This window comes from Paenibacillus sp. D9, assembly GCF_001188365.1.
Taxonomy (GTDB): domain Bacteria; phylum Bacillota; class Bacilli; order Paenibacillales; family Paenibacillaceae; genus Paenibacillus_O; species Paenibacillus_O humicus.
In genome coordinates this window covers 3,682,516-3,708,762 of the sequence record NZ_JZEJ01000001.1, presented here as the reverse complement: position 1 = coordinate 3,708,762, position 26,247 = coordinate 3,682,516, and the positions used below count along the sequence as shown (strand labels likewise).

The following is a 26,247-nucleotide window of genomic DNA, read 5'->3' as shown; positions in this document are numbered from 1 at the left end:
AAGGGAAAGATGAATGAATGGATGGATGCATGGATGGAGGCGCCGTATTACGGAGTTGCTATCGGACTGCTTGCTGTTGTCGTCGTGCTGCTTTTCATCTGGATCGCGGTTGTGGGCAGACGGCTGTCGAAGCTGAGGCGTCAGTATGTTCAAGTCATGGGCCAAACGGGCGTCACGAGTCTGGAAGATGTCATCGTCGGCCTCCGGCTGTCGCTCGACGAGCAGCAGGATATGCTGCAGGGCTACGGCCGGCAGCTGGCGGAATTCGGGCATCTGCTCAAGGATACGAAGGGAAAGATCGGCGTGTTCCGCTACAACGCGTTCTCCAACCAGGGAAGCGACATGAGCTTCTCGGTGGCTATTGTCAACGAGGACAGCAGCGGTGTCGTGCTGACCGGACTGCATGGCCGGGACGAGACGTATATGTACGCCAAGCCCCTGCAGCAGGGCAGCTCGGCCTATGCGCTTACGGAAGAGGAGCAAAAGGCGATCAGTCTTGCGTTGCAGCGTGAATAGAATAGGCTCGGACGCTGCCGATCGTATGATGAAGGACGTGTGACATCATGTCGGCCATCCTCATGACGAGATTCAGGCGCGTATTTTGCAGGACGAAATATTCCATGAATCCGCCTACGTTGACGATTCCGGTCATATGAATATCGCCTACAGGCGGCAGATCCTTGTTCACCCCGGCGCCGGGACGGACAGGGCCGGGTCCGAGCTGGATGCAGCCTACGCTGGACAGCTGGCCCAGACAGGCATCGATGCCGATGATGAAAGGCTTGGACACCTTGCGGTTGATTTCAAGCATCGTCTCCTCCAGATTCATCGCGTGAACGGGCTCGTCCAACGTGCCGAACAGCTCGAAATGAGGGCTGCTGCTCTTGGCCAGCTGGGTGCCGATGAGCGGTCCGAGAGCATCTCCCGTGGAACGGTCCGTCCCGATGCATACGACGACGATGCGGCGGTCAAGCGGAACAGGCTGGAGATGCAGATGAAGACGGCTGGCAAGCTGCTCGGCAGCATCGGACTCGGTGTGGGGCACTTTCAGCGGCAGCTCTCTCAACACAGGTCGTTTCATAGAATCCCCTCCGCAATAATGAATTGTTACTAGCTAGTATATGGTAGAGAGAACGGATTTATACTTGTACCATCCATCCAATCTGGACAAGCTCCGCGAGCGGGGCCTGCCTCCGGAGAGGACAGGTAAGGAGCCTAGCAAAATCATGCTGATCGCCTTCGATTCCACGCAGCAGGCGCTGCGGACCGAAATGCTGCTGGAGTACGCAGACATCGAAATCGATATTCGCCCGACGCCCAAGCAGATTACCGCCGGCTGCGCGCTCTCCATCGACTTTCCCGATGGGGAGCTGGCGCAGGTGCGGAAGATTATCGCCGAGGAGTCCGTCGACATCCGTGGCATCTTCCGCGAGACGGAGGACGGCTACGACGAGGTGCGGGAGTAAGCGGGCTGTCATCAGCCCGGCGATCTCAGCGGACCAGGCTATGCCTGATCCTGGCGGCCTCATCCACGAACCGTCCCAAGCCAGCGGGCGGCAGCCCGCTGGCGGCGGTATGGCCTGCACAGGGCGGCAGGCGTGGATGGGATGCGATGCAAGGATCGATGGAATCTTGGCGAGGCGCCCTTCCAGGGGCGCCTTATCCCTTTGCACAGACATGCCCGGCAATGGCGGTTGCCGCCGCTCCGCCGGATGAAAGGAGAGGTATAGATGAACCCCTATTTGACGAACGCTGCGGTGGAAAATGCGGCAAGCCCCGATAATGAAGGAACTCTCGCCTCTGCGGCCGATCAAGCGGCAGAAAAAACGAATGAGTTCCTCTCGGCGATGAAGGAGCAGTTCTCCTCGACATTCTGGGTCAATTCGGGGATTATCCTGATCAAGATCGCCTTGATCCTGCTGATCGGCCGGCTTATCATCCTGATTGTCAACAAGTCGATCGATCGGATCCTGGAGCGGGAGTCCAAAGTGCCGCTGCAGACGCGCCGTGTCGTCACGGTCGGCCGGCTGATGAAGAATGTCGCTTCGTATGTGGTGTATTTCATTACGGCGATGCTTGTGCTGCCCTTGGTGGGCATCCAGATCGGCCCGCTGCTCGCCGGCGCAGGCGTGCTTGGCCTGGCCATCGGCTTCGGCGCCCAGAGTCTGGTGAAGGACGTCATCACCGGATTCTTCATCATCCTGGAGGACCAGTTCGCTGTCGGAGACATCATCCAGACGGGAACCTATAAAGGCACCGTGGAGCTGATCGGTCTGCGTACGACGAGGCTGAAGAGCTGGACCGGCGAAGTCCATATCATCCCGAATGGAACGATCGCGCAGGTGACCAACTATTCGCGGAACAACTCGCTCGCGGTCATCGATGTGGACATGCCCAACGGCGACAGGCTGGATGAGACGGCAGCCTTGGTCAAGGACATGCTTGCCGCCATGGAGAACGCCAACCTCGTCAAGCCGCCGGAGCTGCTCGGCATATCCTCCATGACGACTGCGGAGTACAAGCTGCGCATCGTGGCGGAATGCATGCCGAATACGGAGGCTTCCGTCACCAGGCAGATCAATATGGACTTGCAGCGCTTGCTGCGGGAGCGTGAGGACGGGCAGCAAGATGCGCTGGCCTGATCTCACAGCCCATGGTAAGATGAAGGGAACTTACCGCAGGGGCCAACCCGGCTGTGATCAAGCGCTGAAGGGGGAATGAAGCGATGGAACGCAAGCAATTCGAGCTTGGCGATGTCGTGCTGATGAAGAAGCCGCATCCATGCGGAACGAATGAAATGGAAATCATTCGGATGGGAATGGATATCCGCATCAAGTGCACCGGATGCAAGCACAGCGTCCTGATCCCCCGGGCGAAGTTCGAGAAGAACATGAAGAAGGTGCTTCGTTCCGCTGCGCCGGAGGACAGGCAAGGGGAGAGCGGATCGGCTTCCTGAACGCTGGGCGAAGGGAACGGGAGCGGGGAGCGGTATTGACCGCCCGTAGAGGCAGCATGGGCTCAGCCATGCGAATTGTCAGACTTTTCATATGCTCTTGCGTACACTAGTCCAGCTATGGTATGATAATTTTTGCTTGCGGAGAGGTACCCAAGTGGCCCAAGGGGGCTGACTCGAAATCAGTTAGGCGTCGCAAGGCGTGCGTGGGTTCGAATCCCACCCTCTCCGCCATAACATTTGCATCTAACGCGGCTCTTTCCAAGAGCCGCTTTTTTGCGTCAATGTTTACTTGCCGGACTGCACCTATACATACGGAAAAGAGGACCCTTGCGGGTCCTCTTCCGACGGCGCTTAATGGAGTTCGCAATTCAAGCTGCACTTCCCTCATCGAAATCCGGTATGCCGCCCGGCTGTGGATGTCTAGCGACTTCCCTGCCTGCTGCGGCGATGTCCCTGCAGACTAATGTCTTTGGCACAACCCCTCGCTTCTCTGCGTTCATGTACGTGCTTTCCCTGCAGTGTCCTTGCGCTTTTTACGGCCAACGGAACCACACCCTCATCTTGTCGCGCCGTCAAGGATAGTATGAGCGGAGGATGGCCGCCTTATTCGCCCGGAAAGAAATAAAATCAGACCTTCGGCATTTTCACCCAGACCCGGTTGTGGTTCGAGGTTTTCGGGAAATGCTGACCCTTCTTGAGCGAGATCTTCTTGGGATGTGAGATCCCCATGTGGAAGGAGTCCTCGCCGGCCTCCATGTACCATCCGTCGTTAGGAGCCTTGAAGCCTTGTTCAAACTTGGTGCGTTCGCCCATTACGATTCACCTCGTCCGCGGATTTTCCGACCGCCGTGCCCGCTGCGGACATGACGCGCCGGACCTATAGTTTCGGCTTCCCGGGAGCGAATCATCAGCGGCAATTATTCGCATGGATAGGGGGAGAGGAAGGCTTGTTCCGTCGCTTTTCTTGACTGCGGCAAGGGGGCTCGAAGTCGGGGTCCGGTCCGTCCGAGCCGGCGGCTGCGGCTGCCTCGGAGCCGAGAACATAACTGAAACCGTCATTCGGAGGGTGCAGGAGGGAGACTGCTCAAGCGCCGTTCAAAATCTGGAAGCGGCCTCCGCTCAGCTTGCATCGTACAAGCTGTTCTGATATAGTAGGTGGGTATGCGAGTTAGAGTTAAGTCTCTCGCTCCTTGCTCTTATGCTCAGGCAGAAAGGGCCGCTTAGTCCAAGAGGAGGTGAATCAAAGTGCGCAAATACGAAGTGATGTACATCATTCGTCCAGAGACGGAGCAAGAAACCGTTCAAGCTCTCGTCGAAAAGTTCAATGGCATCATCAACAATGGCGGAGAAGTTACCAAGTCCGATGTTCTCGGCAAGCGCCGTCTTGCGTATGAGATCAACAAGATTCGTGACGGCATCTACGTTCTCGTCCACTTCAACGGAACCAACGAAGTGATCAACGAGCTGGATCGCGTCATCAAAATCACGGATGATGTTATCCGTTACCTGATCGTCAAAGACGTAGCGTAAGCCAAGATTGTTTGAACTTGGGAGGCGGGTACGATGTTGAACCGTGTCATTCTGATTGGCAGATTGACCAAAGATCCAGAACTTCGCTATACCCCGTCCGGAGTTGCGGTAACGCAATTCACGCTGGCGGTGGACCGGCCCTTCAACAGCCAGTCCGGGGAACGCGAAGCCGATTTCATTCCGATTGTCACGTGGAGGCAGCTTGCCGAGACGTGCGCCAACTATCTGCGCAAAGGCCGTCTGACGGCGGTTGAAGGCCGGATGCAGGTAAGGAACTACGAGAACAATGAAGGCAAGCGCGTCTACGTGACGGAGATTATTGCCGACAATGTCCGTTTCCTCGAATCCGGTAACCGCGATGGCGGTTCGCGTGAAGAAGGCTCGTACAATGCAGGAGGAAGCGGCGGCTACAGCGGCGGAAGCGGCAATGGCGGCGGAAGCGGCAGCAGCGGTGGCGGATACGGCGGCGGCCAGTCGAGCGGCGGCAACCAAGGCGGAGGTTCCTACGGGGGCAATCGCGGCGGCGGCGGAGGTTCTCAGGGAAACCGGGATCCATTCTCGGATGACGGACGCCCCATCGACATCTCCGAAGATGATTTGCCATTCTAACTAGAAAGGACGGATAAACCATGGGATTCAAGCAAAGAGAAGACGGCGGCGAGCGTCCAGAACGCAAATTCCGCAAAGGCGGCCGTAACAAGCGCCGTAAAGTCTGCTACTTCACCGTGAACAAAATCAAGCATATTGATTACAAGGACACGGATCTGCTCCGGAAATTCATCAGCGAGCGCGGCAAAATTCTGCCACGCCGTGTAACGGGCACCAGCGCGAAATACCAGCGTGCCCTGACGACCGCTATCAAGCGTTCGCGTCAAGTTGCACTGCTGCCATATACGACGGACAACTAAGCCGTTGCGACAACAGCTCTTCCGGATTTCCGGAGGGGCTGTTTTTTAGTTTGCCAGGATAACCGCATCCGCATGCAAAAAAAGCCCCGCGCATAAGAGCGCAGGGCTGCAGTCCGATCAGTCTTCTTGATCATGAAGCTCAGGAGTATCTTCGAATTCATCGGCCGAATCGCGGATGATCATCTCGACCTTGCGGATCCGGTTCTTGGTTGCTTCGCGAATGATGAAGGTCATGTTGTCGAACTCGTACCGGAATCCGGGCTTCGGCGACGGGATGCGGGCGTAGAGCCAGCCTCCGATCGTATCAGTGTCTTCGTCGTGAAAGTCATGTCCGACCATGTGTCCAAGCTCATCAAGGGAAACTTTGCCGTCCAGCAGGTAGCAGTTCTCCTCGAGCTTCTCGATCTCGCGGCGCTCGTCTTCATCGAACTCGTCGCGGATCTCGCCGACGATCTCCTCCAGAATATCCTCGATCGTAATCAGGCCGGATGTGCCGCCGTACTCATCGACAAGGATGGCGATATGGACGCGGTCGCGCTGCATGCGCTGCAGAAGCTGCTTGACCGGGATGCTCTCCGGCACCGACAGGACGGGATGAATGAGATCCTTCATCTTGAATTCCTTGTCTTCCTGATAGGTCAGGAAGAGCTGCTTCGTATTGATCATGCCGACGATGTTGTCCTTGCTTTCAGTAGCTACAGGGAAACGAGTATATTGTTCACGCTGGATGACAGCCAGGTTCTCTTCGCGGGTATGGTTCGTGAACAGGCAGACCATATCGGTGCGGGGCACCATAATCTCTCTGGCGACCATCTCATCGAAAGCGAAGATCCGGCTGACATAGCCATATTCGGTCGTATTGATCTTGCCGCTCTGGAGGCTTTCACTCAGGATGATCTGAATTTCCTCCTCCGAGTGGGCGTCCTCATGCTCCTTGGCGGGATGCAGGCCGAACAGGCGGATCAGGCCGTTGGCGGAGCCGTTCAGCACCCAGATGAACGGGTAGAGTACTTTATGGAACAGGATGATCGGCTTGGCAACGAGAAAGCTGATGAATTCGGCTTTTTGGATCGCCCAGGATTTAGGGGCCAGCTCGCCGACGACTACGTGAAGGTAGGTCACGATGACAAAAGCGATCAGGAAGGACAGTAGACTACTCACTCTCTCATTCAAATCGAACTGAGTGAATAGCGGATGCAGCAGCTTCTCTACAGTAGGTTCGCCGAGCCAGCCAAGACCGAGGGCGGTAATGGTGATACCGAGCTGACAGGCGGACAGGTAACCGTCCAAGTTGCTGGTAACGCGCTGCACGGCTAAGGCGCCTTTGCGGCCTTCAAGCACCAGCTGGTTGACGCGGCTGGGGCGGATTCGGATAATGGCGAATTCCGTTGCTACAAAGAAGGCGGTCAAAAAGATAAGCAAAGCCACCAAAGCCAAATTTAAGCCTATACTGTCCATTCGTGTACATCGACATCCTTTTCATCTTAGAATAAGTTCTTATGAACCAGTATAACGAACTTGAGGATCTCACTTCAACTGTTTGAAAAGGCCTTGCCGGACGGTATAAGCTCATTAGCGGTCTTTGTCACGCCGAAATAAGCCCTTTTCATGCCCGCACTTGCCTTTACAGGCCTATTTGCGGGCTTTATGATAGGTTCATATGATCGGATAAGGAATCCGAAGGGAGGAAAGCGGCAGTGGAATCATTTCTGCTTAAGCGCAGCGAGATGGCGGCGCTACTCATGTCTCTGGACGGGAAGGGCGACCATACCCCGATTCAGATCGTCCAGCAGGCCTGGAAAAAAGGCCATCGCAAGCAAGTAAGCTCGGGCAGGGCACTGCCGGCGTTCCTGTCCACGGATTGGCCGGCGGTTCTGGAAAAGCTGATGAAGGGGCAGGGACTGAAGGGAATGTCCCTCCAGGAGGCTGCTGCTCTGGGCCAGCTGATTCCGTACGCGGGCCTCTCCATCACGGCCATGCAGAACTGGGTCAAGCGGGACTTCAAGAGGTACTTTGAATCGCCCAAAGCCGGGAAGAAGTACTCGCTCGAACAGGCGGCGCTTCTATTTATTATCGATGATCTTAAGGCCAGTCTGGACTTTGAATCCATCCGCAAGCTTCTCGGCCGGCTGTTCGGCTGCGGAGGAGAGAAAAGCCTCCTCAGCCCCGTGGACTTTTACCAGGCTTATTCTGCTCTATTTGAAGAATTGGATGCTGACGGAGATCAAATTCTTGACGCGGCTCCCTCGGAGAGCGTGTCCGGCAACGGCATGGAGAGCAGCCTGGAAACCAAGGCCAGAGAAGGGGCAAGCCGTTATATAAGCGGCTTGTCCGGCCTGGATGAAGCGGAAGCCGAAGCGCTCGGCAATCTGCTGCTGATCGCCGTGTTCTCCGTCCAGGCCGCTTATTTCCATTCCTTGTCGAGAAGGTACAGCAACGCCACGCTGTTCCTGAACTGACCCGGCTAGAACTCGCCGCTGATCATCTCGGCCCAGTCCCCGAGCACGGGCAGCCGGGCCTGCTTGCCCTGCAAGGAAACGATCATAAGGCCGATCCAGACCAGCAGGGCGAGCGGAGCGAGCAATCCTCCCAGCAGCCAGCCGATGACGGGGACGAGGGCGAAAACCATGCTCAGGCACAGGTAAGCTGCGGAGAAAAGAATGGATTGCACGGCATGGAAGCGGACATACCGGCTCTTCTTTTCCAATAGAAGGAGCAGGAAGGCCCCGACGAAGCTGCCGAGATAACCGAGGAAAGCGGCCAGCCGCGGATCGAGGCCGGTGGAAGACGGATCGGCTCTTCTTGGAGAAGGGTGCATGTGTCCAGGCTCCTTTTCCATAAAATACAGTCATTAGGCCATGTTTATGTGCATTGGAGCGCGGGTATGCGATGGATACAGGGGTATTGCAGGCAAGTTTTAAGCAATTTGTAACTATTCTTTAAGGTTACTCGTCTACAGTTAGGCTAAAATGAATGGAGCCGTGCACCCTCAGCAGAAAGGAATTCACCCATGAAACCCAAAAAATCTCGCGCCCGCAAGGCGTGGACATGGACGGCTTCCGTCCTGGCCGTCCTTCTCGTCCTGGGAACCGTAGGCTATTTCAACCGGACTACTCTCGCCCTATGGGGCTTTGATATGTTTCTTTCCAAAAAAGTGGAGAAGCAGCTGGAGGGCTCGTACCAGCCGACCGTCGACAGCAAGCCGCCTGCAGCCAATCCCGTGAAATATCAAAAAGCCGACCCGTACTCCGTCCTCCTCCTTGGAGTGGATGCGCGCGGCGCCGAGCAGGGACGCTCGGATACGATGATGTTTACGGTCGTCCGTCCATCGGATGGAGCGATTCTGATGGTATCGATGCCTCGAGACACCTATACGGAGATCGTCGGCAAGGACAAGAAAGACAAAATCACGCATGCCTATGCGTTCGGCGGAGCCAAAATGGCTGTCGACACGGTGGAGAATCTGCTCGGCAACCAGGTCGATTATTATGCCGCGGTCAACTTCGAGGGCTTCCGCAACCTGATCGACGCGATGGGCGGCATTCCGCTGCCGGTCGAAAAGGATCTGGTCAACAAGGAAGCCGATCATGAGAAGTTCGTCGTCAAGGCCGGGCAGAGCAAGTACAACGGCACCGACGCGCTCAACTTCGTCCGCTACCGCGAGGATGCCGGCGGCGACATCAGCCGCACCGAGCGCCAGCAGGCGTTCGTGGAATCCATCATGGACGAGGCCTCCAGCGTATCCTCCTGGACGCGCATTCCGGAATTCGTCGGCATCATGGGCAAAAACTTCGCGACCGACATTCCGCCATCCGAGATGATCGACAAAGCCAAGGCGATGCTGCAAAGCGGCAACCGGGCCATCTACACCCACACGCTCAAAGGCGAAGGACATAAGCTCAGCGAAAATGGGGCCTGGTATTACTTTGCCGACGAGAAAGACGTTGAGGCGAGCAGGAAGCTGATCGCCGACTGGATGAACAAATCCTTGACGATGGAGCAGCTGACGGGCGCCGCATCGAAGGACAGCGAAACGCTGGATGCCGCCTCGGGGTCGACCAACGATGCCAGGAGCGAATCCGGCAAAGGACCGGAGGTCACGACGGCTTCTTCCGATGAGAACCAGTGACCTTCTCCAAGATAGGAGAAGCTGAGAAATGAATATTGCTTTTTTTCTTCTGCCCAAGGCAGAGACGATTACACTGACGCTTGAAGCGACGCTGCGGCAGACGCTGGAGAAGATGGAATACCATCGCTATACGGCGGTGCCGATTTTGGATAAAAACGGCGCGTACGCGGCCACGGTCACGGAGGGCGACCTTCTCTGGTTCATGAAGAACGAGAATCTCAGCTTCGAGCAGACCAGCCGCGTCACCTTGTCGGAGGTGCCGATGCGGGTGAGGAACAAGCCGGTTCGGATCGATGCCAACATGGAGGATCTCATCTCGCTTGCCAAGGCGCAGAATTTTGTGCCTGTCGTCGACGACATGCAGCGTTATATCGGCATCGTCCGGCGCAGCGACATCATCGACTATTGCGCCAAGTCCATCTTCCAGGAGAAATCCTGAAGCGAGCTTCCTGCATGCCCTGCCGCATTTGCGGCAGGGCATTTTTTGCCGCGGATCCAAGCTGCCGCAGCAGCGCGAGCGGGCCGCAAACTGTCCTGCCAGCCGCCCAGAGAGCCTATCGGACGACGGCTGGTGAGGCGGCGCGTCCCGCGGGAGGGGAGAGGCAGGCAATCCCGGCGGTACGGGCGTAGCTTGCACCGCCGGGATTTGTGTTATAATGAGAGGTACAGCTTCCTGCGTTTTTTGCCGGGAGGCGCTTAGATAGACCTTTATTAATCCAAGAGGTGAACGGGTTTGAAATTCGGTGGGAAATCCATCCTGTGGAGCGCTATTGCTCTCTTGCTGCTGCTCTCTATGGGAGTGCCGCTGCTGAACTGGCTGACCGTCGCCTTGATCATGGTGCCGTTCGTGGTTCTATACGCCACTTTGTCCAGAGGAATGTTCGCCGCTCATATCGTGCCGGTATTTCTGATCGCCTTTTTCGTGCCGGGTAGCGGACCGGCCTCTGTCATTATCGGACTCTTCTTTCTCGTGCCCGCTATCGTGATGGGCCATCATTACCGGCAAGGCAAGCCCGTCCGCAGGACCATGACGGCGGTGCTGCTTACGATCCTCGGGCTGGCGCTGGTCGAGCTGCTCGTGTTCGAGTCGGTATTCGGCGTCTCCCTGATCCGCGAGATGCAGGATCGGATGCAGGATATGCTCGGCAACGTGGCGAGCCAGGGCGTGATGTCGGATATTTGGACGGCGGAGAATACCGATATGGTCGTGAAGATGACCGTACAGGCGATTCCTCAGGCGCTGCTCTTGATGGCATTCGCGGCAACGGCTGTCGCGCAGTATTTGTCCCGGAGGGCGCTGGCCGGCTTCGGCATGGCTGTTCCCGGAATGCCGCCCGCCCATGAATGGCGTCTGCCGCGCGTGCTCGTCACGTATTATTTGATTGCGCTGGTCGTGCAGATGTTCATCCCCGCGGGAGACAACTCGTTCCTATCGGTGGCGCTGCTGAATCTGGTTCCGCTGCTTCGCATGGCCTTCACGGTCCAGGCGATGGGCTTTTTCTTCTTCCTGGCGCATCAGAAGGGCTGGGCGAAGCCCGTTCCGGTCCTCATCAGCATTATCCTGCTTATCTTCCCTCCGCTCAGCCTGATCGGAGTGCTGGATGCGGCGTTCCCGATCCGCAAGTCGTTCCAGAAACATTGAACAGGGGCGTGTACTATGCCGAAGTTGCTTCTTAAGCGCTGGCACGGGACCCATATGGTGCTGGCTCTCGTCCTCATGATTGCGTTGTCGGCGGCCTTGTTCTGGTTCGAGTGGCCGCTTGGCGCGGCCGCGTTCGTCCTCACGATCCTCTGCGGCGTCTATATCTTCCTGGCGGAGAAGGCTTTCCGCAAGGATCTCAAGAAATATTTGGGCACCTTGTCCTACCGTGTCAAAAAAGTCGGCAGCGAAGTCATCAACGAGCTGCCTTTCGGCATCATTCTATTCAATGACGATCGTATCGTAGAGTGGCATAATCCTTTTGTCGCGGACATGATGGACCGGGATTCGGTTGTCGGCGTTCCGCTGCTCGATCTGTTCCCCGCGCTCGCCCAGGCGAAGGATAGGCCGGGCAAGATGGAGGTCGCCGTCGGCGCCGATATTTACGAGCTGCTGTTCAAGCCGGGCGACAAGCTTCTGTACATCCGCGAAATCACAGAGATGTGGCAGCTGTCCAAGGCTTATGAAGAAGAGAAGCTCGCGCTCGGAATCGTGTTCATCGACAACCTCGACGAGGTGTCGCAGTCGATGGACGATCAGCAGAGGACGACGCTGCTGTCCCGTGTCACGACGGAAATCACGGAATGGTCGCAGCAGGAGAACCTGTATATCAAGCGGCTCAACTCCGACCGGTTCCTGCTCATTACCGACCAGAAGGCGCTGCGGCAGCTGGAGCTGTCCAAATTCATCATCCTGGACGAAGTTCGGGAGATGACCGGAGATCTCAAGATTCCGATGACGCTCAGCATCGGCTTCGCGGCGGGGGCTTCGAGCATATCGGAGCTTGGCCAATGGGCTCAGATCAGCCTGGACATGGCGCTTGGACGCGGAGGCGACCAGGCGGCCGTGAAGGTGGGAGAGCGGCAGAGCTTCTACGGCGGCAAATCCAACGCGGTCGAGAAGCGGACCCGCGTGCGGGCAAGGGTCATCGCTCATGCGCTGCGCGATATGATCCGCGAGAGCGAGAAGGTCGTCATTGTCGGCCACAAGATGCCGGATATGGATGCCATCGGCGCTGCGATCGGCGTCGCCAAGGCAGCGCAGCATCTCGGCAAGGAAGCGTTCATCGTCCTGGAGGGCATCAACCCGTCCATCCAGAAGATGATGGAGCTGCTCAAGGAAGACGAGCGTCTGTACCGCCGCTTCATCTCGCCGGAGCAGAGCCTTGGGCTCGTCGATGCCCGTACGCTGGTCGTCGTCGTGGACACGCACAAGGCGTCGATGATCAAGGAGCCGCGCATCCTCAGCCAGACTGGCCGGATCGTCGTCGTCGACCATCACCGCCGCGGAGAGGAGTTCATCCCGAACGCGGTGCTGATCTACATGGAGCCGTATGCTTCATCGGCTTGCGAGCTCGTGACGGAGTTGCTTCAGTATATTCACGACCGGCTCGTGCTCGACATCCGCGAAGCGACGTCTCTGCTCGCCGGCATCACGGTCGATACGAAGAGCTTCGCGCTGCGCACGGGAGCCCGCACGTTCGAGGCGGCCTCGTTCCTGCGCCGCAACGGCGCCGATACCTCGATGGTGCAGCGGATGCTGAAGGAAGATTTGGAAGAGTATTTGAAGAAAGCCGATATCATCAAGCATGCCGAGATCGTGCATGAACACATCGCCCTCGCGGTAACGGAGCCGGGCCAGCGCTACTCCCAGCTGCTGATCGCGCAGTCGGCCGATACGCTGCTGAACATGACGGGCGTTTATGCGTCCTTCGTCATTGCGGAGCGCCAGGACGGACTTGTCGGCATCAGCGCGAGGTCGCTCGGCCAGATGAACGTACAGGTCGTCATGGAGCGGATGGGCGGCGGCGGGCATCTCACGAATGCCGCCTGCCAGATGGACGGTTCCGTGCGCGAGGTGGAAGCCAAGCTCAGGGCTGTGCTGAGCCAAATGAATGAGGAAGAGGAGTTGTTCGAATGAAAGTCATATTCCTGCAGGACGTAAAAGGCCAAGGCAAGCGCGGCGAAATCAAGGAAGTGTCGGAAGGCTACGTACGCAATTTCCTGCTCCCGAAAGGGCTCGTAAAGCCGGCTGAAGCAGGCAACATCAAGAATCTGGAAATGCAGAAGGCGTCGGAAGACAAGCGCAAGGCTCAGGAGAAAGCGGATGCCGAGGCGCTGGCCGCGAAGCTGGAAACGCTGACGATCGTCGTGCGGACCAAAGCCGGGGAAGGCGGCCGCCTGTTCGGAGCCATCACGACGAAGCAGATTGCCGAAGCGCTGGAGAAGCAGGAAGGCATCAAGATCGACAAGCGCAAGATCGAGCTCCAGGAGCCGATTCGGGCGCTCGGATTCAGCAATCTGGACGTCAAGCTGCACCCTCAGGTGAAGGGCAAGCTGAAGGTGCAGGCGGCGGAAGAATGAGAACGGAGGGACTACGGGGATGAGCCAGGACGGATTGATGTTTGACCGGGTTCCCCCGCAGAATACGGAAGCCGAGCAGGCGGTGCTTGGCGCCGTCCTGCTGCAGGCGGAAGCTCTGATCACGGCGATGGAGAAAATCCGTCCCGAAGATTTCTACTTGAACCAGCATCAGATCGTGTTCGAAGCGATGATCGAGCTGGGCGAGAACAACCAGCCGATCGACCTCGTCACGCTGACGGCGTATCTCAGCGACCGGCAGCAGCTCGACGAGGTCGGAGGCGTCAGCTATTTGGCCAAGCTGGCCACGGTCGTTCCGACCGCCGCCAACGTGGAGTACTACGCCCAGATCGTCGAAGAGAAATCGATGCTGCGGCGTCTGATCCGCACGGCGACGACGATCGTCTCCGACGGCTATGGAGCTTCCGACGATATCGGGCTCATGCTGAGCGAGGCGGAATCGCGCATCATGGAGATCGCCAACCGGCGCTCCAGCAGCGGCTTCGTCTCCATCCGCGACGTATTGATGGAAGTTTTTGAACGCGTAGAGTTTCTGTATACGAACAAAGGCGGTTCCACCGGCATTCCATCGGGCTTTGTCGATCTCGACAAGATGACGAGCGGCTTCCAGCGCAACGACCTTATTATCGTTGCGGCGCGCCCTTCGGTCGGCAAGACGGCATTCGCTCTGAACATTGCCCAGAACGTAGGCGTGCGCTCGCGCGAGACGGTCGCCATCTTCAGTCTCGAGATGAGCGCGGCCCAGCTCGTCCAGCGTATGGTATGCGCAGAATCCAACGTCGACGCCGGCCGCATGCGGACGGGCTTCCTCGAAGGCGACGACTGGGAGAAGCTCACGATGGCGATCGGCGCGCTGTCCGAAGCGGAGATCTATATCGACGACACGCCGGGCATTACCGTCAGCGATATCCGGGCCAAATGCCGACGCCTGAAGAAGGAGCGCAACCTCGGGATGATTCTGATCGACTACCTGCAGCTGATCCAGGGACGCGGGAAGTCGGGCGAGAACCGCCAGCAGGAGGTCTCCGAAATCTCGCGTACGCTCAAGCAGATCGCGAGGGAGCTCGAGGTTCCCGTCATCGCCCTGTCCCAGCTCAGCCGGGGCGTCGAGCAGCGGCAGGACAAGCGTCCGATGATGAGCGACTTGCGGGAATCCGGATCGATCGAGCAGGATGCCGACATCGTCGCGTTCCTGTACCGGGATGATTACTACGACAAGGAAACCGAGAAAAAGAACATCATCGAGATCATCATCGCCAAGCAGCGTAACGGTCCGGTCGGAACGGTGGAGCTCGCTTTCTTGAAAAATTTTAATAAATTTGTCAGCTTGGATCGAACCCACGAGCCAGCGTCATAGGCTTTTGGGGTTGATCAGGCGGACCCCCCAGCCCGCGTCATAGGCTTTCGGGGTCGATCAGGCGAACCCCCGAGCCAGCGTCATAGGCTTGCGGGTTCGATCAGGCGAACCCACGAGCCAGCGTCATAGGCTTGCGGGTTCGATCAGGCGATTAAACCTTCCGGATAACCGGCGTTGCTTGCACAGGACGCAAGGGGGTCCGGATTTTTTTTCATATCGGGCAAGAAGCCGTAGAGTTTTTGTGCCGTATTAAAGATTCTAGATGGTCCAATACGGAAAATGGCTCAGCCCGCTGCCTGCATCTGACCTGATCTTCGGAATTGTGCCGGGGTCGATCCGACCCCGGCATCTCTGTGATGCAAAATGCTTTGAGGCAAAGCAGGAATGCCCTCTAAATCCGAACATTAAACGAAACTGCAATGGTATCGTTCGCCTTATTTGTTGACATCCCATGGCAGGGCTGGTACACTGGGTTTGCTGCTTTTTTCGCCGCCCAGCTGCTTGCACGTAGTAACGTGCGAAAGCGCCTGCATGAGAGCATGTTCCGCGGCGAAGCATAAGACAGTAAATTCAGGCAGTAAAGCGGAGGTATGATCATGTCTACAGTTGTTGTTGTCGGCACGCAGTGGGGAGACGAAGGGAAAGGCAAAATTACCGATTATCTGGCGGACGGAGCGGAAGTGGTCGCCCGTTACCAAGGCGGAAACAATGCCGGCCACACGATTCTGATCGACAACAAGAAGTATAAGCTGACGATGATTCCATCCGGCATCTTCAATCATAATAAGACCTGCGTCATCGGCAACGGGATGGTCATCAATCCAGCCGCGCTGCTTGACGAAATCGACTATATCCATGAAAACGGGTTCTCGACGGACAACCTGAAAATAAGCGACCGCGCCCATGTCATCATGCCGTACCATCTCGTGCTGGACGGTCTTGAGGAAGAGCGCAAAGGCGACAATAAAATCGGCACGACTCGCAAGGGCATCGGCCCCTGCTACATGGACAAGGCGGCCCGCGCCGGCATCCGCATCGCCGATCTGATGGATGCGGAGGAGTTCGAAGGCAAGCTGCGCCGGATGGTAGAAGAGAAGAACCAGGTCATCCAGCAGGTGTATGGCGGCGAGCCGCTCGACGCAGACGCCATCCTGCCGGAATACCTCGCTCATGCGGAGCGTCTTCGCCCTTACGTGACGGACACGTCGGTCGTTCTGAACGATGCCATCGATTCCGGCAAGCGCGTGCTGTTCGAAGGCGCTCAAGGCGTCATGCTCGATATCGACCAAGGAACCTACCCGTACGTCACGTCGTCCAATCCGACCGCCGGCGGCGTCTGCATCGGCTCCGGCGTCGGCCCTTCCAAAATCCAGCAGGTCATCGGCGTAGCCAAAGCCTACACGACCCGCGTCGGCGACGGTCCGTTCCCGACGGAGCTGCATGACGCCATCGGCGACCAGATCCGCGAGACCGGCCATGAATACGGCACGGTAACGGGCCGCCCTCGCCGTGTCGGCTGGTTCGATACGGTCGTCGTGCGCCATGCCCGCCGCGTCAGCGGCATCACGGGCCTGTCCCTCAACTCCCTCGACGTCATGACGGGCCTGGAAACGGTGAAAATCTGCACGGGCTACAAGTTCCGCGGCGAGGTCATCGAGCACTATCCGGCCAGCCTGAAGATGCTGGCGGAATGCGAAGCCGTCTACGAGGAGCTGCCGGGATGGTCCGAGGATATCAGCGGGGCCAAGACGCTGGCCGACCTGCCGGAGAACACCCGCCGCTATGTGGAGCGGGTATCCGAGCTGACCGGCATCCCGATCGCGATCTTCTCCGTCGGCCGCAACCGCGAGCAGACGAATCCGGTTCGTCCGATTTACGAATAGGAAGACGAGCACGCAGCTGTCCGGCTAAGCCGGAGCTGCGTGTTTTTTTGTTGACTGCTCAACGGAAGGACCTCCGACCGTTGTGAAACCGGGTCGGTTCTCTTCCACTCTAGTGAATGCCCTCTCCCGAATATGCCCATACTGGTAGAACATAGCCGTTCTGTCGAGGGAGGAATCATAAATGAACTATAAAAAGATTGCGGTCTGGCTGGGCAAGACGGCAGCGACCGCGCTGCTGGCCAGCTTTTTGACGCTGTGGACGACGGGATACATCGTGACGAGCTATGTCGAGACGCTGCTCAAGCAATTCCATGTCCCCGTCCAGGTGCAGCCTCTGTCCATGTCCGGCGTCTGGGGCATGCTCTGGGGAGCGGACAAGCCCGCAGGGGCATCGGCTCCTGTGACAGCGCCGCTGGATTCGCCGCCTGCGGACAACTCCGGCGAAGACCAGGGGGCCGTTCCGTCCGGAACATTGAATGAAGGCGGCGGAGATAGGCCGGACAGCGGACATGCCGATCGTGATTCGTCCGGTATCGGCTCTGGAGCGGATGGCAGCGGGAACGGGCCGGCAGCAGGCAGCGGGAGCGCGGACGAGGCCGGCGGTTCCGGCGACTGGATACCGGCAGCCGGGGCCGGCAACGGCAGCATGGGAGGCGAAGCCGAGGGCGGAACGGCCCCGGCTTCGGGCGGAAGCGATGCCGCGAACGACGGCTCCAGCCCGTCCTGGGAGGCGGGCAGCGGGTCGCCCGCCGCCAGTGGAGGCGGCGAGTCCGGAATGCCTCCTGCGGGCAGCGGAGCTTCCGGGGGAAGCGGAATGCCGCGAAGCTCCGCAGCGGGAGGAGACGGAGGATCTGGAAGCTTGGGCAGTGGAGCATCCGCACCGGATTTTTCTGCCGGGGCTCCCTCCGCTGCGGCCTCCCCCTCTCCCTCGCCGGATCGTTCTTCCGCAGCATCTCCTCAGGCGCAGCCGTCGGCCGATCCCGGTTCCGATGACGCAGGAGGAGCGTCGGGCCAGCCGCAAAATATATGAATTGAATCCTAGCGGTGGTTCAAAGTGTTACTCGACCATACTGGTTATGATTCGAGTGGCGAAATTGTGTCCGCGGTTAAACGGCGTCCTGCCGCCTGTTGCCGAAAGATGCCGGCCATTCTGAAAAAATCTTAATCTCGCACCGTCCAGGCCTCGGTTGTCCGTTAAAATGAACCTATGGTAAAGTTAAAGGCGAATTCTCCAATCGGAGCATTCGTCTTTTTTTGACTTCATTCGATTCGACCATCGGAGCCGAGCAAAGAGGTTCGGATTGCTCTGCATGTGCGCCCTTTAGGGGCGGAAGCCGTATTGCTTGACTGATCAAGCCGATTCCCTTGCTGATTCCTTGCTCGTTCAGCCCAGCGGCATAGTTGCCCGGGACCTGGCGAGATACATAGGACCAAAAAAGCAAATGCAATCGAGCATGCGAAGAAGGAGACACGGTAGTGATTGCTTACAACCAACAAGAACCGCTTAAGGATATGAGGCCCGCACCGGGGCCAACGCGAAAAAAATGGGGCTGGATCGGAGCGGCGGCGCTTCTGCTCGCCGTTTTGGCAGGAGGCTCCTATTGGGGCTATTCCCATTACGTCAACACCCATACGAACGAATATTACCAGGTTCTTCTGGACGGCAAGCCGGTAGGGACGGTAGACAAGCCGTCCACGGTGGCCGCGATGGTCAAGAAGAAGGAGCGGGAAACCGCAGAGTCGCATCCCAACCTGACCATGACGCTGCATACGGGAACGATTTCCTACGAGAAGGTCCGGGAATACAAGGGGAAGCCCGATAGCGAAGCGACCTTGGACAAGCTGGCGGAGGGCTTCACGGCGACGGCGACGGGAGCGGCGGTCAAGGTGGACGGCAAAGTCATCGGAATCGTGAAGAACGAGGAGACGGCCAGAACCGTGCTGGATCAGCTGCAAAGGAAATACGCGCCTCCTCAGCGGATGAAGAGCGCCCTCAAGGTCATGACTCTGTCGGCTTCGACGAAGGCCGCCGCGCCTGCCAACGGCATCAGCGGCGTCAAATTCGCCGAGGACGTGACGGTGGATGAGGCGGCGGAGCTGGATCCTTCCGAGATCCTCGGCCAGGACCAGCTGCAGCGCATTCTGACGAGCGGCACATCGACCGACACGAAGTATACGGTGCTCAAGGGCGACTGCGTCGGCTGCATCGCGTCCAAGTTCGGCATTTCCAAGGAGGTCATCTATCAGAACAACCCGACGATCGAAGACGATATGATCAAGGCCGGCGACATCCTGGACCTGACGGTCAAAAAGCCGGCGATCAACGTCGTCACGACGGAAAGCCAGTCGGAGATCATTACGACCGAGCCGCAGGTGATCATCCAGAAAAAAGCGACGATGAAAGCCGGCGAGTCGAAGGTCATCCAGCAGGGACAGCCGGGCTCCAAGCGGCTCACCTATTCGGTCGTCAAGCAGAACGGCTACAAGATGAGCGAGGATCTCGTCAGCATCGACGTCATCCGAAAATCCGTTCCGAAAATCGTCGTGCGCGGCACGAAGGTCGTCGTCGGGGAAGGAAGCGGGGACTTCATCTGGCCGGTATCGGGCCATCGCATCACGAGCACGTACGGCACCCGCTGGGGCAAGCTGCACAAGGGCATCGACCTCGTCGGCGGCAGCACGATCAAGGCGGCGGACGAGGGGTACATCGAATTCGCGGGCCAGAAGAGCGGATACGGCAATGCCATCATCATCAATCACCGCAACGGCTACAAGACGCTGTACGGACATATGAGCAAGCTGTCGGTGCGCACCGGCCAGGTCGTCGACCGCGGCCAGGCCATCGGGGTCATGGGCAATACGGGCCATTCCTTCGGCACTCATCTTCATTTCGAGATCTACAAGAACGGAGCGCTGCAAAATCCGCTCAAATTCTTATAACAAGCTACAGCATCCGGATGCCCGCAAGGGTTATCCGGGTGTTTTTCGTTGCGGACGAGACGGCCATGCAAGGCGTGCCCGTGCTCTTTTATGGTAAACTAGAAGGTAACGGAATCAACAGTCCAAGAGGCAGGCGGTGACGGGAATGCACGGCAAAATACTGGTGGTGGACGACGAGCGTCCCATCGCGGATATATTGAAATTCAACCTGGAGAAGGAAGGCTACGAGGTCATCTGCGCCTTCGACGGCGGCGAAGCGGTGCGCATGGCATTCGAGGAGCAGCCGGATCTGATTCTGCTGGATTTGATGCTGCCGGTGAAGGACGGCATGGATGTATGCCGCGAGGTGCGTACGCGCCTGCAGACGCCGATCATCATGCTGACCGCGAAGGATACGGAGATCGACAAGGTGCTCGGGCTTGAGCTTGGCGCGGACGACTATGTGACCAAGCCGTTCGGGACGCGCGAGCTGCTCGCGCGGGTGAAGGCCCATCTGCGTCGCACGCAGAAAATCCAGGAGGCTTCCTCCGGGACGAGTCCGGGAAGCAAGGAAGAAGGAGGGGAAGAGCAGCAGGGCTTGAAGCTGTTCAACCTGTTCATCGATACGGATATGTACGTCGTCTACAAGGACGGCCAGCCGCTCGATCTGACGCACCGGGAGTATGAGCTGGTCTATTACCTCGCGCGCCACAGCGGCAAGGTCATGACCCGCGAGCATCTGCTGCAGGCGGTGTGGGGCTTCGAGTATTTCGGCGACGTCCGCACCGTGGATGTGACGATCCGCCGGCTCCGGGAGAAGATCGAGGATGACCCGAGCCGTCCGGAATACATTCTGACCCGCCGCGGACTGGGCTACCTCATGCGCAATCCGAAGCACGGCGGCTTCGGCGGCTGATGAAGGGGCGCCGCTGGTTCAGCACGATCCAGGTCAAGCTGATCGCGATCTACATGCTGCTCATCCTGATCTCCATGCAGGTGATCGCGGTGTATTTCGTCAGCTCGGTGAAGACGTCGCTGACCGAGACGTTCACGAACAGCCTGAACGATCAGGCGCGCGCTCTGGCCGTGCTGGCGGCGGACAAGCTGACGGAGGAGAGCCTGGCCGCGCCCGCCGACAGCGGCAAGGAAGCCTCGTCCCTGTCGGAATACGTCAACAGCCTGTTCAGCCGCAGCGGCTCGGAGCTGCAGGTGCTCGACGCCAGCGGCCGCGTGCTGGCGGCGTCGGATGCCTACAGCGGCTACATAGGGAAGAAAAACACCTCCCTGATGGTCAGCCAGGCGCTGCAGGGCATTCCCGACAACGAGCAGGACATCCTCGACGAGGACAACGTGCGCAAAAAGATCATCACGCAGCCGATCAAATCCTCCGACAACCGGATCGTCGGGGCGGTCTACATCGTCGCTCAGATGACCGAGGTCAACGCTACGGTCGACCGCGTCAACCGGATCTTCGTCTCCGGCACGCTGATTGCGCTCGGCCTCACGGGCGTGCTTGGCGTCGTGCTGGCGCATACGATCACCAGCCCGATCAAAGGGCTGACCCGCCAGGCGGAGGCCGTGGCGGAAGGACGCTTCGACCAGCAGGTGCCGGTGCTCGCCGACGACGAGATCGGCCGCCTCAGCGAGGCGTTCAACGAGATGACGCATCGGCTGCGGGAAGCTCTCTCCGTCAACGAGGAGGAGAACGAGAAGCTGCAGTCCGTCCTCTCGAACATGAGCGACGGCGTCATCGCCGCGGACGAGTACGGCACGGTCATGGTGTCCAACCAGCGGGCGATCGAGCTGCTCGGCGTCGATACATGCGAAGGCTGCAACCTCTCGGAGCTGCTGGAGCTGCCGCAGGAGCGGCTTGAAGCGCTGCGCAGGTCGCGCGGACTGGCCGCGGTGCTCGTGAAGGAGTCGCCGGACGGCGAGGAGCGCTGGGTGCTGCGCGTGACGCTGAGTCCGATCCACCGGCGCGGCCGCGGCATTACGGGGACGATCGCGCTGCTCCAGGATATTACCGAGCAGGAGAAGCTGGACCAGTCGCGGCGGGAATTCGTCGCGAATGTGTCCCATGAGCTGCGGACGCCGCTGACGACGATCCGCAGCTATGCGGAGGCGCTTGATGACGGCGCCCTTGCGGAGCCGGAGCTGGCCGGCCGTTTTGTCGGCGTCATCCGCAACGAGACCGAGCGGATGATCCGGCTCGTCTCCGATCTGCTCCATCTGTCGCGGCTGGATTCCCAGCAGTCGACGTTGCGGCGCCGGGAGACGGAAATCGCGGACATGCTGGATGAGGTCGCGGACCGATTCTCCGTCCAGATGCGCAAGAAGGGAATCCGCGCCGTCGTCCGCGTCGAGCCGGGTGTGCACACCGCCGTGCTGGACCGCGACCAGATCGACCAGGTGCTGGACAATCTGATGTCGAATGCGATCAAATACACGCTGGAGGGCGGCCGGATCGAGCTGGCGGCGCGCGAGCATGAGGGAGATATGCTCGCCGTCAGCGTCAAGGACTCCGGAATCGGCATTCCGAAGCGGGATCTGAGCCGGATATTCGACCGTTTCTACCGGGTCGACAAAGCCCGCTCGAGGGAAATGGGCGGCACGGGGCTCGGCCTGTCCATTGCCCGGGAAATTATCAAGGCGCACGGCGGGTCGATGGCTCTGGAGTCGGAGCTTGATGTCGGCACGACGGTGACGTTCTTCGTGCCGAGACTGCAGGAGAAGGGGGAGCCGGCCTAATGGAAAGAGCCAAAACATGGATGCTTGCCGTGCTTGTCGTGCTCAGCCTCGTCCAGAGCTACATGCTTTCCTACAGCGTGCCGGGAACTGCCGTGCGGACGCCGCAGAACTACGTCAATACGGAGCAGATGGGACCGGAAAGCAAAACCGAGGACGTGCTGTTCCCTGAGCAGATGATCCTGCATTTCGGCAACGGCAACCATACGGTGCTCAATCCGGGCGATCTCCCTTTCTACAGCCTGATCATGAGCAAATTGAAGGGCCGCCAGTTCGGCGGCTTCCAGCGGACGAGCGCCGAGATCGTGAACTGGCTGGAAATCCGCGACCGCAACCTCGGCATCGAGCTGAGGCTCGGCAGCGGGCTTCCGGTTCAGCTGCTCTCGCGCATGCTTCAGCTGGAAAGCAGCGACGGCACCTTCCAGTCGGACACGATCGACCGGATCTGGATCTTCCGCAGCGCCGGCAGCGAGGAAGTGAGGACGTTCTTCTTCAGCACCGACGGCAGCGCAGCGTATGAGGCGACTCAAGCCGACTTGACCGTGCGGGATGTGGAGGATGATGTCGGCCTCGGCGAATATTGGACTCCCTACAAGCCTAATATCTACGGCGTCTACCTGCCGCAGCAGCCGGTTGAAGCGGCCGAGGCGGAGACGAATTACCAGACGTACTCACCGGATCTGCTGCAGCGCAATTTGTTCTTCGACCCCGGCATGACGCGCAGCCGCAAAGACCGGACGGGCTCGCAGGTGTATACGGACGGCAAGCGGACGCTGCAGGTCGAGCAGGACGGGCAGTGGATCAGCTATACGGATCCGGCCGCGCCGCTCAGCGGAGCCGGGACGGGCGCAAGCCGGACGACTCCGGCCGGCAGCATCTCAAGCTCGGTGCTGTTCGTCAACCAGCATGGCGGCTGGGACGGCCTGCATCAGCTCGAGGGGATGACCGAGCCCCGAAGGCCGGACCGCACGCCTCAGCCGGGCGGTAGCGGCGCGGCGAACGGCTCAAGCGCCGGAGCGGATCAGCATTTCCTGCTGTTCCGCCAGTACTTCCGTTTCGGGGAGAACCGGATTCTGCCGATCGTTCCGTCGCCGGAGTTCCGCTTCGGCTATATTCAACTGACGGTCCAGCAAGGGAATGTCACCGCTTATGAGCGCTCGCTGATCACCCTCAGCGGCTCGCCGACACGCAAGGCGGTGCGCTGGCTGCCCGGCGGAAGCTCGCTGGAGGCCGCGATCTCGGGGTATGAGCGCCGTTCGGAGATTCGTTCCTTGTACCCGGCGGTGAAGGCGTATCGAGCCGATGAAGGCAGCATCCGGTTCACCCCGGTGTGGGCCGTCCGTCTCAAGGACGGCACGGAGCAGACGCTGATCGGGCCGCTCGCGGAGAGCTACGACGGATCGGATCTAACGAGAACCGATCTCTCGGCGGCTGCGCCGACGCCGACCCCCAGCCCGACGCCATCCCCGGGCAGCTCCGAAGGGCTCCAGGGTCCGCTGGCAAGCGGCAGCACCGCTGATGGCGGCGCGGCCGCGGATCCCGCTGCCGGCGCCGGGAAAGGGGGAAGCGGCTGATGGATTGGGGAAGGGCGAAAAGCGTTCTGATTCTAGCTTTTCTGCTGCTCAACATGCTGCTCGGCTATCAGCTCTGGATGGATGTGCGCGAGCGGCTGCAGCCGAACAATACGGTGGCTGGATTGTCCCCCGACACGCTGGCAGCGATGAAGAGCAAAGGCATCGAGCTGACAGGCGGCATTCCGAAGGAAACGCCGGAGCTGCAAAACCTGACCTATCGTTATGTAGACATGGATGCGGACGAGCAGAATGGAGACGCCTCTGGGGGAGAGGCGCAGGGCGGCGAGATCACGGAGCTTCAGACCCCCGTAGACAGCCGCGTCGTGTTCGACCCCAAGGAGCTGAGCAAGGCTCTGGGAGGCGTCATTCCCGAAATCGGCAAATACGATCTGGACACGGCGGTATATGACGACCGCAAGTTCGTGCTGTACCGGATGGCGGAAGGAAGGCCGATGTTCAACGTCCGGCTGGAGCTCTATTACAGCAATCAGCGGATTACCGGCTACCGGCAGCAGCGGATCGAGCTGCTCCCCTCGGAGCAGCAGAGCCCGCCGCAGTCCGTCCTGCCCGCCTCCAAGGTCATCCGCACGGAAATCATCGAGCGCTACGTTCCCGAGCATGCCGTCATCAAGGAAATTCGGCTCGGCTACAAGGAAGGCCAGCTGTTCGACTCCGAGACGCAGGTATCCACGCCGTCCTGGAGAATTCTGATGGAGGACGGCAGCGTCATCTACCTTCAGGCGTACAGCGGAGAGGTGCTGACGGACGCGGCTCAGCCGCAGCCGCCTTCCTCGCCGGGCACCGGCAAATAGAGAGGCGGCCGCCTCTGGACAAGGCGTTATGGCTGGCGCCAACGGCGGCCGCGGCACGAGGACCGGCATCCCGCGAAGCATGGGAGGCCAAGGGGCTTTCGCCGGGACGCACATTCCTTTCGGCCGGAATTTTCTTTTCCTTGGAAAGGCATGCCGTCATTGGTATGGTACAATAGGTTTTCATAGTGAAATGGCGAGCCGAGAGGCTCTGCAGCGGCATGAAGCCGTCTGCTTCATGCGATAGAGCGGATAGGCCTGCAGGAGCAACGCCTGGAGCGTAAGGAAGGAACATGCGGAATGGAATTCAGATTCACTGTGCTGGCGAGCGGTTCGACGGGCAATGCGACGCTGGTGCAGAGCGGGGACAAGACGGTGATGGTGGATGCGGGGCTCAGCCTCAAGAAGCTGGAGGAGCTCATGTATCTTCAAGGCGTGACAGGGCATGACGTGGACGCGCTGATGATCACGCACGAGCATTCGGACCATATCAAGGGATTGAACGCGCTGGCGCGCAAATATGAGCTGCCTGTATACGCCAACGAGGCGACCTGGGCGGCTCTGGAGCGGCATGCGGGCAACGTCCCGCAAGAGAGGCGCATCGTGATGGGCACCGGCGAGGAGATCCGGTTCGGCAGCATGGGAGTGCGCTCGTATCCGATCTCCCACGACGCGGCCGAGCCGGTCGGCTATACGTTCACGGATGACGGCTACAAGCTCAGTCTGGCGACGGACCTCGGTTATGTCAGCGACATCGTCCGCCGCAACATCATCGATTCCGACGTGCTCGTCCTGGAATCGAACCATGATCCGGAGATGCTGCGCATGGGCCGGTACCCATGGAACATCAAGCGCCGGATTCTCAGCGATATCGGCCATTTGTCCAACGAGGCCGCCGGAGAGGCGCTGTGCGAGCTCATGACGGACCGGACGAGGCGGGTATACCTGGCTCATCTCAGCTTGAACCACAACATGCCGGACCTGGCCAGGCTGACGGTCAACCAGGTCATGGAGGACAAGGGACATTTCTTCCGGCAGGACGAGCATCCGCTGCGCGGAACGTATCCCGACCAGCCTACTCCATGGGATCAAATAAAGCGGAAAGCGCTTTGAGCGGCTCGTTGTCCGCGGCTTCCAGCTGAGCCGACTTGGCCTCCAGCTCCTGCCGGGTAAGCAGGCCCTTCTCGACGAGCAGCTCCAGCATGGCGCTCAGCGCGAGGAGGGTGCGGTACTGGTTGTCGGCCAGATCTCCCATCTTGGCGTGCAGGGTTACCTGGTCCCAGGCGTTAGGGACTCCAGCCGGCGGTTGAACAAGCTTGATATCCATGTCGGAATCACTCTTCCTTTGACCAAGATT

At 59.1% G+C, this 26,247-nt stretch carries 27 protein-coding genes and 1 tRNA gene; 23 read left to right on the top strand and 5 right to left on the bottom strand.

The features are described from left to right. The first annotated feature begins 9 nt into the window (after window positions 1-9). Window positions 10-516 (top strand): DUF4446 family protein, encoded by a 507-nt coding sequence (locus tag VE23_RS16660; protein WP_069202490.1) that lies wholly within the window; start codon window positions 10-12, stop codon window positions 514-516. Here the strand turns inward: VE23_RS16660 and yyaC are convergent. After that, a complete protein-coding gene (gene yyaC / locus VE23_RS16655; RefSeq protein WP_049868607.1) occupies window positions 491-1,081 on the bottom strand; it encodes a spore protease YyaC in 591 nt (196 codons plus the stop codon). The two genes, VE23_RS16660 and yyaC, sit on opposite strands and share 26 nt — an antisense overlap. 145 nt (window positions 1,082-1,226) lie before the next feature. Here yyaC and VE23_RS16650 point away from each other — a divergent pair, with 145 nt between their 5' ends. The 4 genes from VE23_RS16650 to VE23_RS16635 all read left to right on the top strand — a co-directional run bounded on the left by VE23_RS16650 (window position 1,227) and on the right by VE23_RS16635 (window position 3,187). Beyond that, on the top strand, window positions 1,227-1,466 hold the full coding sequence (locus tag VE23_RS16650; protein ID WP_049869775.1) for a DUF3343 domain-containing protein: 240 nt from the start codon (window positions 1,227-1,229) through the stop codon (window positions 1,464-1,466). 264 nt (window positions 1,467-1,730) lie between these two features. After that, entirely contained in the window at window positions 1,731-2,642 is a 912-nt protein-coding gene (locus VE23_RS16645; protein ID WP_021878903.1) for a mechanosensitive ion channel family protein, read from the top strand. An 83-nt stretch (window positions 2,643-2,725) separates the two neighbouring features. Next, complete coding sequence (locus VE23_RS16640) at window positions 2,726-2,956, top strand: DUF951 domain-containing protein (protein WP_021878902.1); 231 nt, start codon at window positions 2,726-2,728, stop codon at window positions 2,954-2,956. Between the two features lie 140 nt (window positions 2,957-3,096). Beyond that, window positions 3,097-3,187: transfer RNA gene (locus VE23_RS16635), tRNA-Ser, on the top strand. A 396-nt stretch (window positions 3,188-3,583) separates the two neighbouring features. Here VE23_RS16635 and VE23_RS16630 read toward each other — a convergent pair. Continuing rightward, window positions 3,584-3,769 (bottom strand): YjzC family protein, encoded by a 186-nt coding sequence (locus VE23_RS16630; protein ID WP_021878901.1) that lies wholly within the window; start codon window positions 3,767-3,769, stop codon window positions 3,584-3,586. A 432-nt stretch (window positions 3,770-4,201) separates the two neighbouring features. Between VE23_RS16630 and rpsF the strand changes: the two genes are divergently transcribed. Genes rpsF through rpsR form a run of 3 tightly spaced genes read left to right on the top strand, consistent with a single transcriptional unit; the run spans window position 4,202 to window position 5,394 of the window. Next, window positions 4,202-4,486 carry a 30S ribosomal protein S6 gene (gene rpsF / locus VE23_RS16620; protein WP_048744296.1) on the top strand — a complete coding sequence of 95 codons (285 nt, stop codon included), beginning with the start codon at window positions 4,202-4,204 and terminating at the stop codon, window positions 4,484-4,486. A gap of 33 nt (window positions 4,487-4,519) precedes the next feature. Further along, entirely contained in the window at window positions 4,520-5,095 is a 576-nt protein-coding gene (gene ssb, locus VE23_RS16615; protein WP_021878898.1) for a single-stranded DNA-binding protein, read from the top strand. A gap of 20 nt (window positions 5,096-5,115) precedes the next feature. Further along, a complete protein-coding gene (rpsR, locus tag VE23_RS16610; RefSeq protein ID WP_021878897.1) occupies window positions 5,116-5,394 on the top strand; it encodes a 30S ribosomal protein S18 in 279 nt (92 codons plus the stop codon). A gap of 117 nt (window positions 5,395-5,511) precedes the next feature. On the opposite strand, the gene VE23_RS16605 is transcribed toward rpsR, so the two are convergent. Next, window positions 5,512-6,852 carry a hemolysin family protein gene (locus tag VE23_RS16605; protein ID WP_049868606.1) on the bottom strand — a complete coding sequence of 447 codons (1,341 nt, stop codon included), beginning with the start codon at window positions 6,850-6,852 and terminating at the stop codon, window positions 5,512-5,514. Between the two features lie 239 nt (window positions 6,853-7,091). Between VE23_RS16605 and VE23_RS16600 the strand changes: the two genes are divergently transcribed. Beyond that, window positions 7,092-7,853, top strand: a complete 762-nt coding sequence (locus VE23_RS16600) for a DUF1836 domain-containing protein (protein ID WP_049868605.1) — start codon at window positions 7,092-7,094, stop codon at window positions 7,851-7,853. Window positions 7,854-7,858: 5 nt separating this feature from the next. Here the strand turns inward: VE23_RS16600 and VE23_RS16595 are convergent, their stop codons facing one another. Continuing rightward, window positions 7,859-8,212 (bottom strand): DUF4870 domain-containing protein, encoded by a 354-nt coding sequence (locus VE23_RS16595; protein ID WP_021878893.1) that lies wholly within the window; start codon window positions 8,210-8,212, stop codon window positions 7,859-7,861. Between the two features lie 192 nt (window positions 8,213-8,404). On the opposite strand from VE23_RS16595, the gene VE23_RS16590 reads away from it, so the two are divergent. The 14 genes from VE23_RS16590 (at window position 8,405) to VE23_RS16525 (ending at window position 26,003) form a co-directional block, all read left to right on the top strand. After that, window positions 8,405-9,523 (top strand): LCP family protein, encoded by a 1,119-nt coding sequence (locus VE23_RS16590; RefSeq protein WP_021878892.1) that lies wholly within the window; start codon window positions 8,405-8,407, stop codon window positions 9,521-9,523. Between the two features lie 28 nt (window positions 9,524-9,551). Next, entirely contained in the window at window positions 9,552-9,962 is a 411-nt protein-coding gene (locus tag VE23_RS16585) for a CBS domain-containing protein (RefSeq protein WP_021878891.1), read from the top strand. 294 nt (window positions 9,963-10,256) lie between these two features. Next, window positions 10,257-11,165, top strand: coding sequence for a DUF2232 domain-containing protein (locus tag VE23_RS16580; protein WP_021878890.1), 909 nt, complete (start codon window positions 10,257-10,259; stop codon window positions 11,163-11,165). A 15-nt stretch (window positions 11,166-11,180) separates the two neighbouring features. After that, on the top strand, window positions 11,181-13,142 hold the full coding sequence (locus VE23_RS16575; protein WP_021878889.1) for a DHH family phosphoesterase: 1,962 nt from the start codon (window positions 11,181-11,183) through the stop codon (window positions 13,140-13,142). Then, window positions 13,139-13,585, top strand: coding sequence for a 50S ribosomal protein L9 (rplI, locus tag VE23_RS16570; RefSeq protein ID WP_048744292.1), 447 nt, complete (start codon window positions 13,139-13,141; stop codon window positions 13,583-13,585). The genes VE23_RS16575 and rplI overlap by 4 nt, the downstream gene beginning before the upstream one ends. A 19-nt stretch (window positions 13,586-13,604) precedes the next feature. Next, the gene (dnaB, locus tag VE23_RS16565) at window positions 13,605-14,960 is read left to right on the top strand and encodes a replicative DNA helicase (RefSeq protein ID WP_049868604.1); all 1,356 of its coding nucleotides are present in this window, start codon (window positions 13,605-13,607) and stop codon (window positions 14,958-14,960) included. A gap of 596 nt (window positions 14,961-15,556) precedes the next feature. Then, window positions 15,557-16,843, top strand: a complete 1,287-nt coding sequence (locus VE23_RS16560) for an adenylosuccinate synthase (RefSeq protein ID WP_048744288.1) — start codon at window positions 15,557-15,559, stop codon at window positions 16,841-16,843. Window positions 16,844-17,024: 181 nt separating this feature from the next. Next, on the top strand, window positions 17,025-17,873 hold the full coding sequence (locus VE23_RS16555; protein ID WP_049868603.1) for a hypothetical protein: 849 nt from the start codon (window positions 17,025-17,027) through the stop codon (window positions 17,871-17,873). A 446-nt stretch (window positions 17,874-18,319) separates the two neighbouring features. Beyond that, a complete protein-coding gene (locus VE23_RS16550) occupies window positions 18,320-19,783 on the top strand; it encodes a M23 family metallopeptidase (protein WP_021881642.1) in 1,464 nt (487 codons plus the stop codon). 145 nt (window positions 19,784-19,928) lie between these two features. Continuing rightward, window positions 19,929-20,678, top strand: a complete 750-nt coding sequence (gene yycF, locus VE23_RS16545; protein ID WP_048749826.1) for a response regulator YycF — start codon at window positions 19,929-19,931, stop codon at window positions 20,676-20,678. Beyond that, complete coding sequence (walK, locus tag VE23_RS16540) at window positions 20,678-22,510, top strand: cell wall metabolism sensor histidine kinase WalK (protein WP_049868602.1); 1,833 nt, start codon at window positions 20,678-20,680, stop codon at window positions 22,508-22,510. The genes yycF and walK overlap by 1 nt, the downstream gene beginning before the upstream one ends. Beyond that, complete coding sequence (gene yycH, locus VE23_RS16535; protein ID WP_049868601.1) at window positions 22,510-24,081, top strand: two-component system activity regulator YycH; 1,572 nt, start codon at window positions 22,510-22,512, stop codon at window positions 24,079-24,081. Before walK ends, yycH begins: the two co-directional genes overlap by 1 nt. Beyond that, window positions 24,081-24,893 carry a two-component system regulatory protein YycI gene (yycI, locus tag VE23_RS16530; protein WP_048745322.1) on the top strand — a complete coding sequence of 271 codons (813 nt, stop codon included), beginning with the start codon at window positions 24,081-24,083 and terminating at the stop codon, window positions 24,891-24,893. The genes yycH and yycI overlap by 1 nt, the downstream gene beginning before the upstream one ends. Before the next feature lie 297 nt (window positions 24,894-25,190). Then, window positions 25,191-26,003, top strand: a complete 813-nt coding sequence (locus VE23_RS16525) for an MBL fold metallo-hydrolase (protein ID WP_048745321.1) — start codon at window positions 25,191-25,193, stop codon at window positions 26,001-26,003. On the opposite strand, the gene VE23_RS16520 is transcribed toward VE23_RS16525, so the two are convergent. Beyond that, complete coding sequence (locus tag VE23_RS16520; protein WP_021880305.1) at window positions 25,966-26,217, bottom strand: hypothetical protein; 252 nt, start codon at window positions 26,215-26,217, stop codon at window positions 25,966-25,968. The two genes, VE23_RS16525 and VE23_RS16520, sit on opposite strands and share 38 nt — an antisense overlap. Window positions 26,218-26,247: the final 30 nt, after the last annotated feature.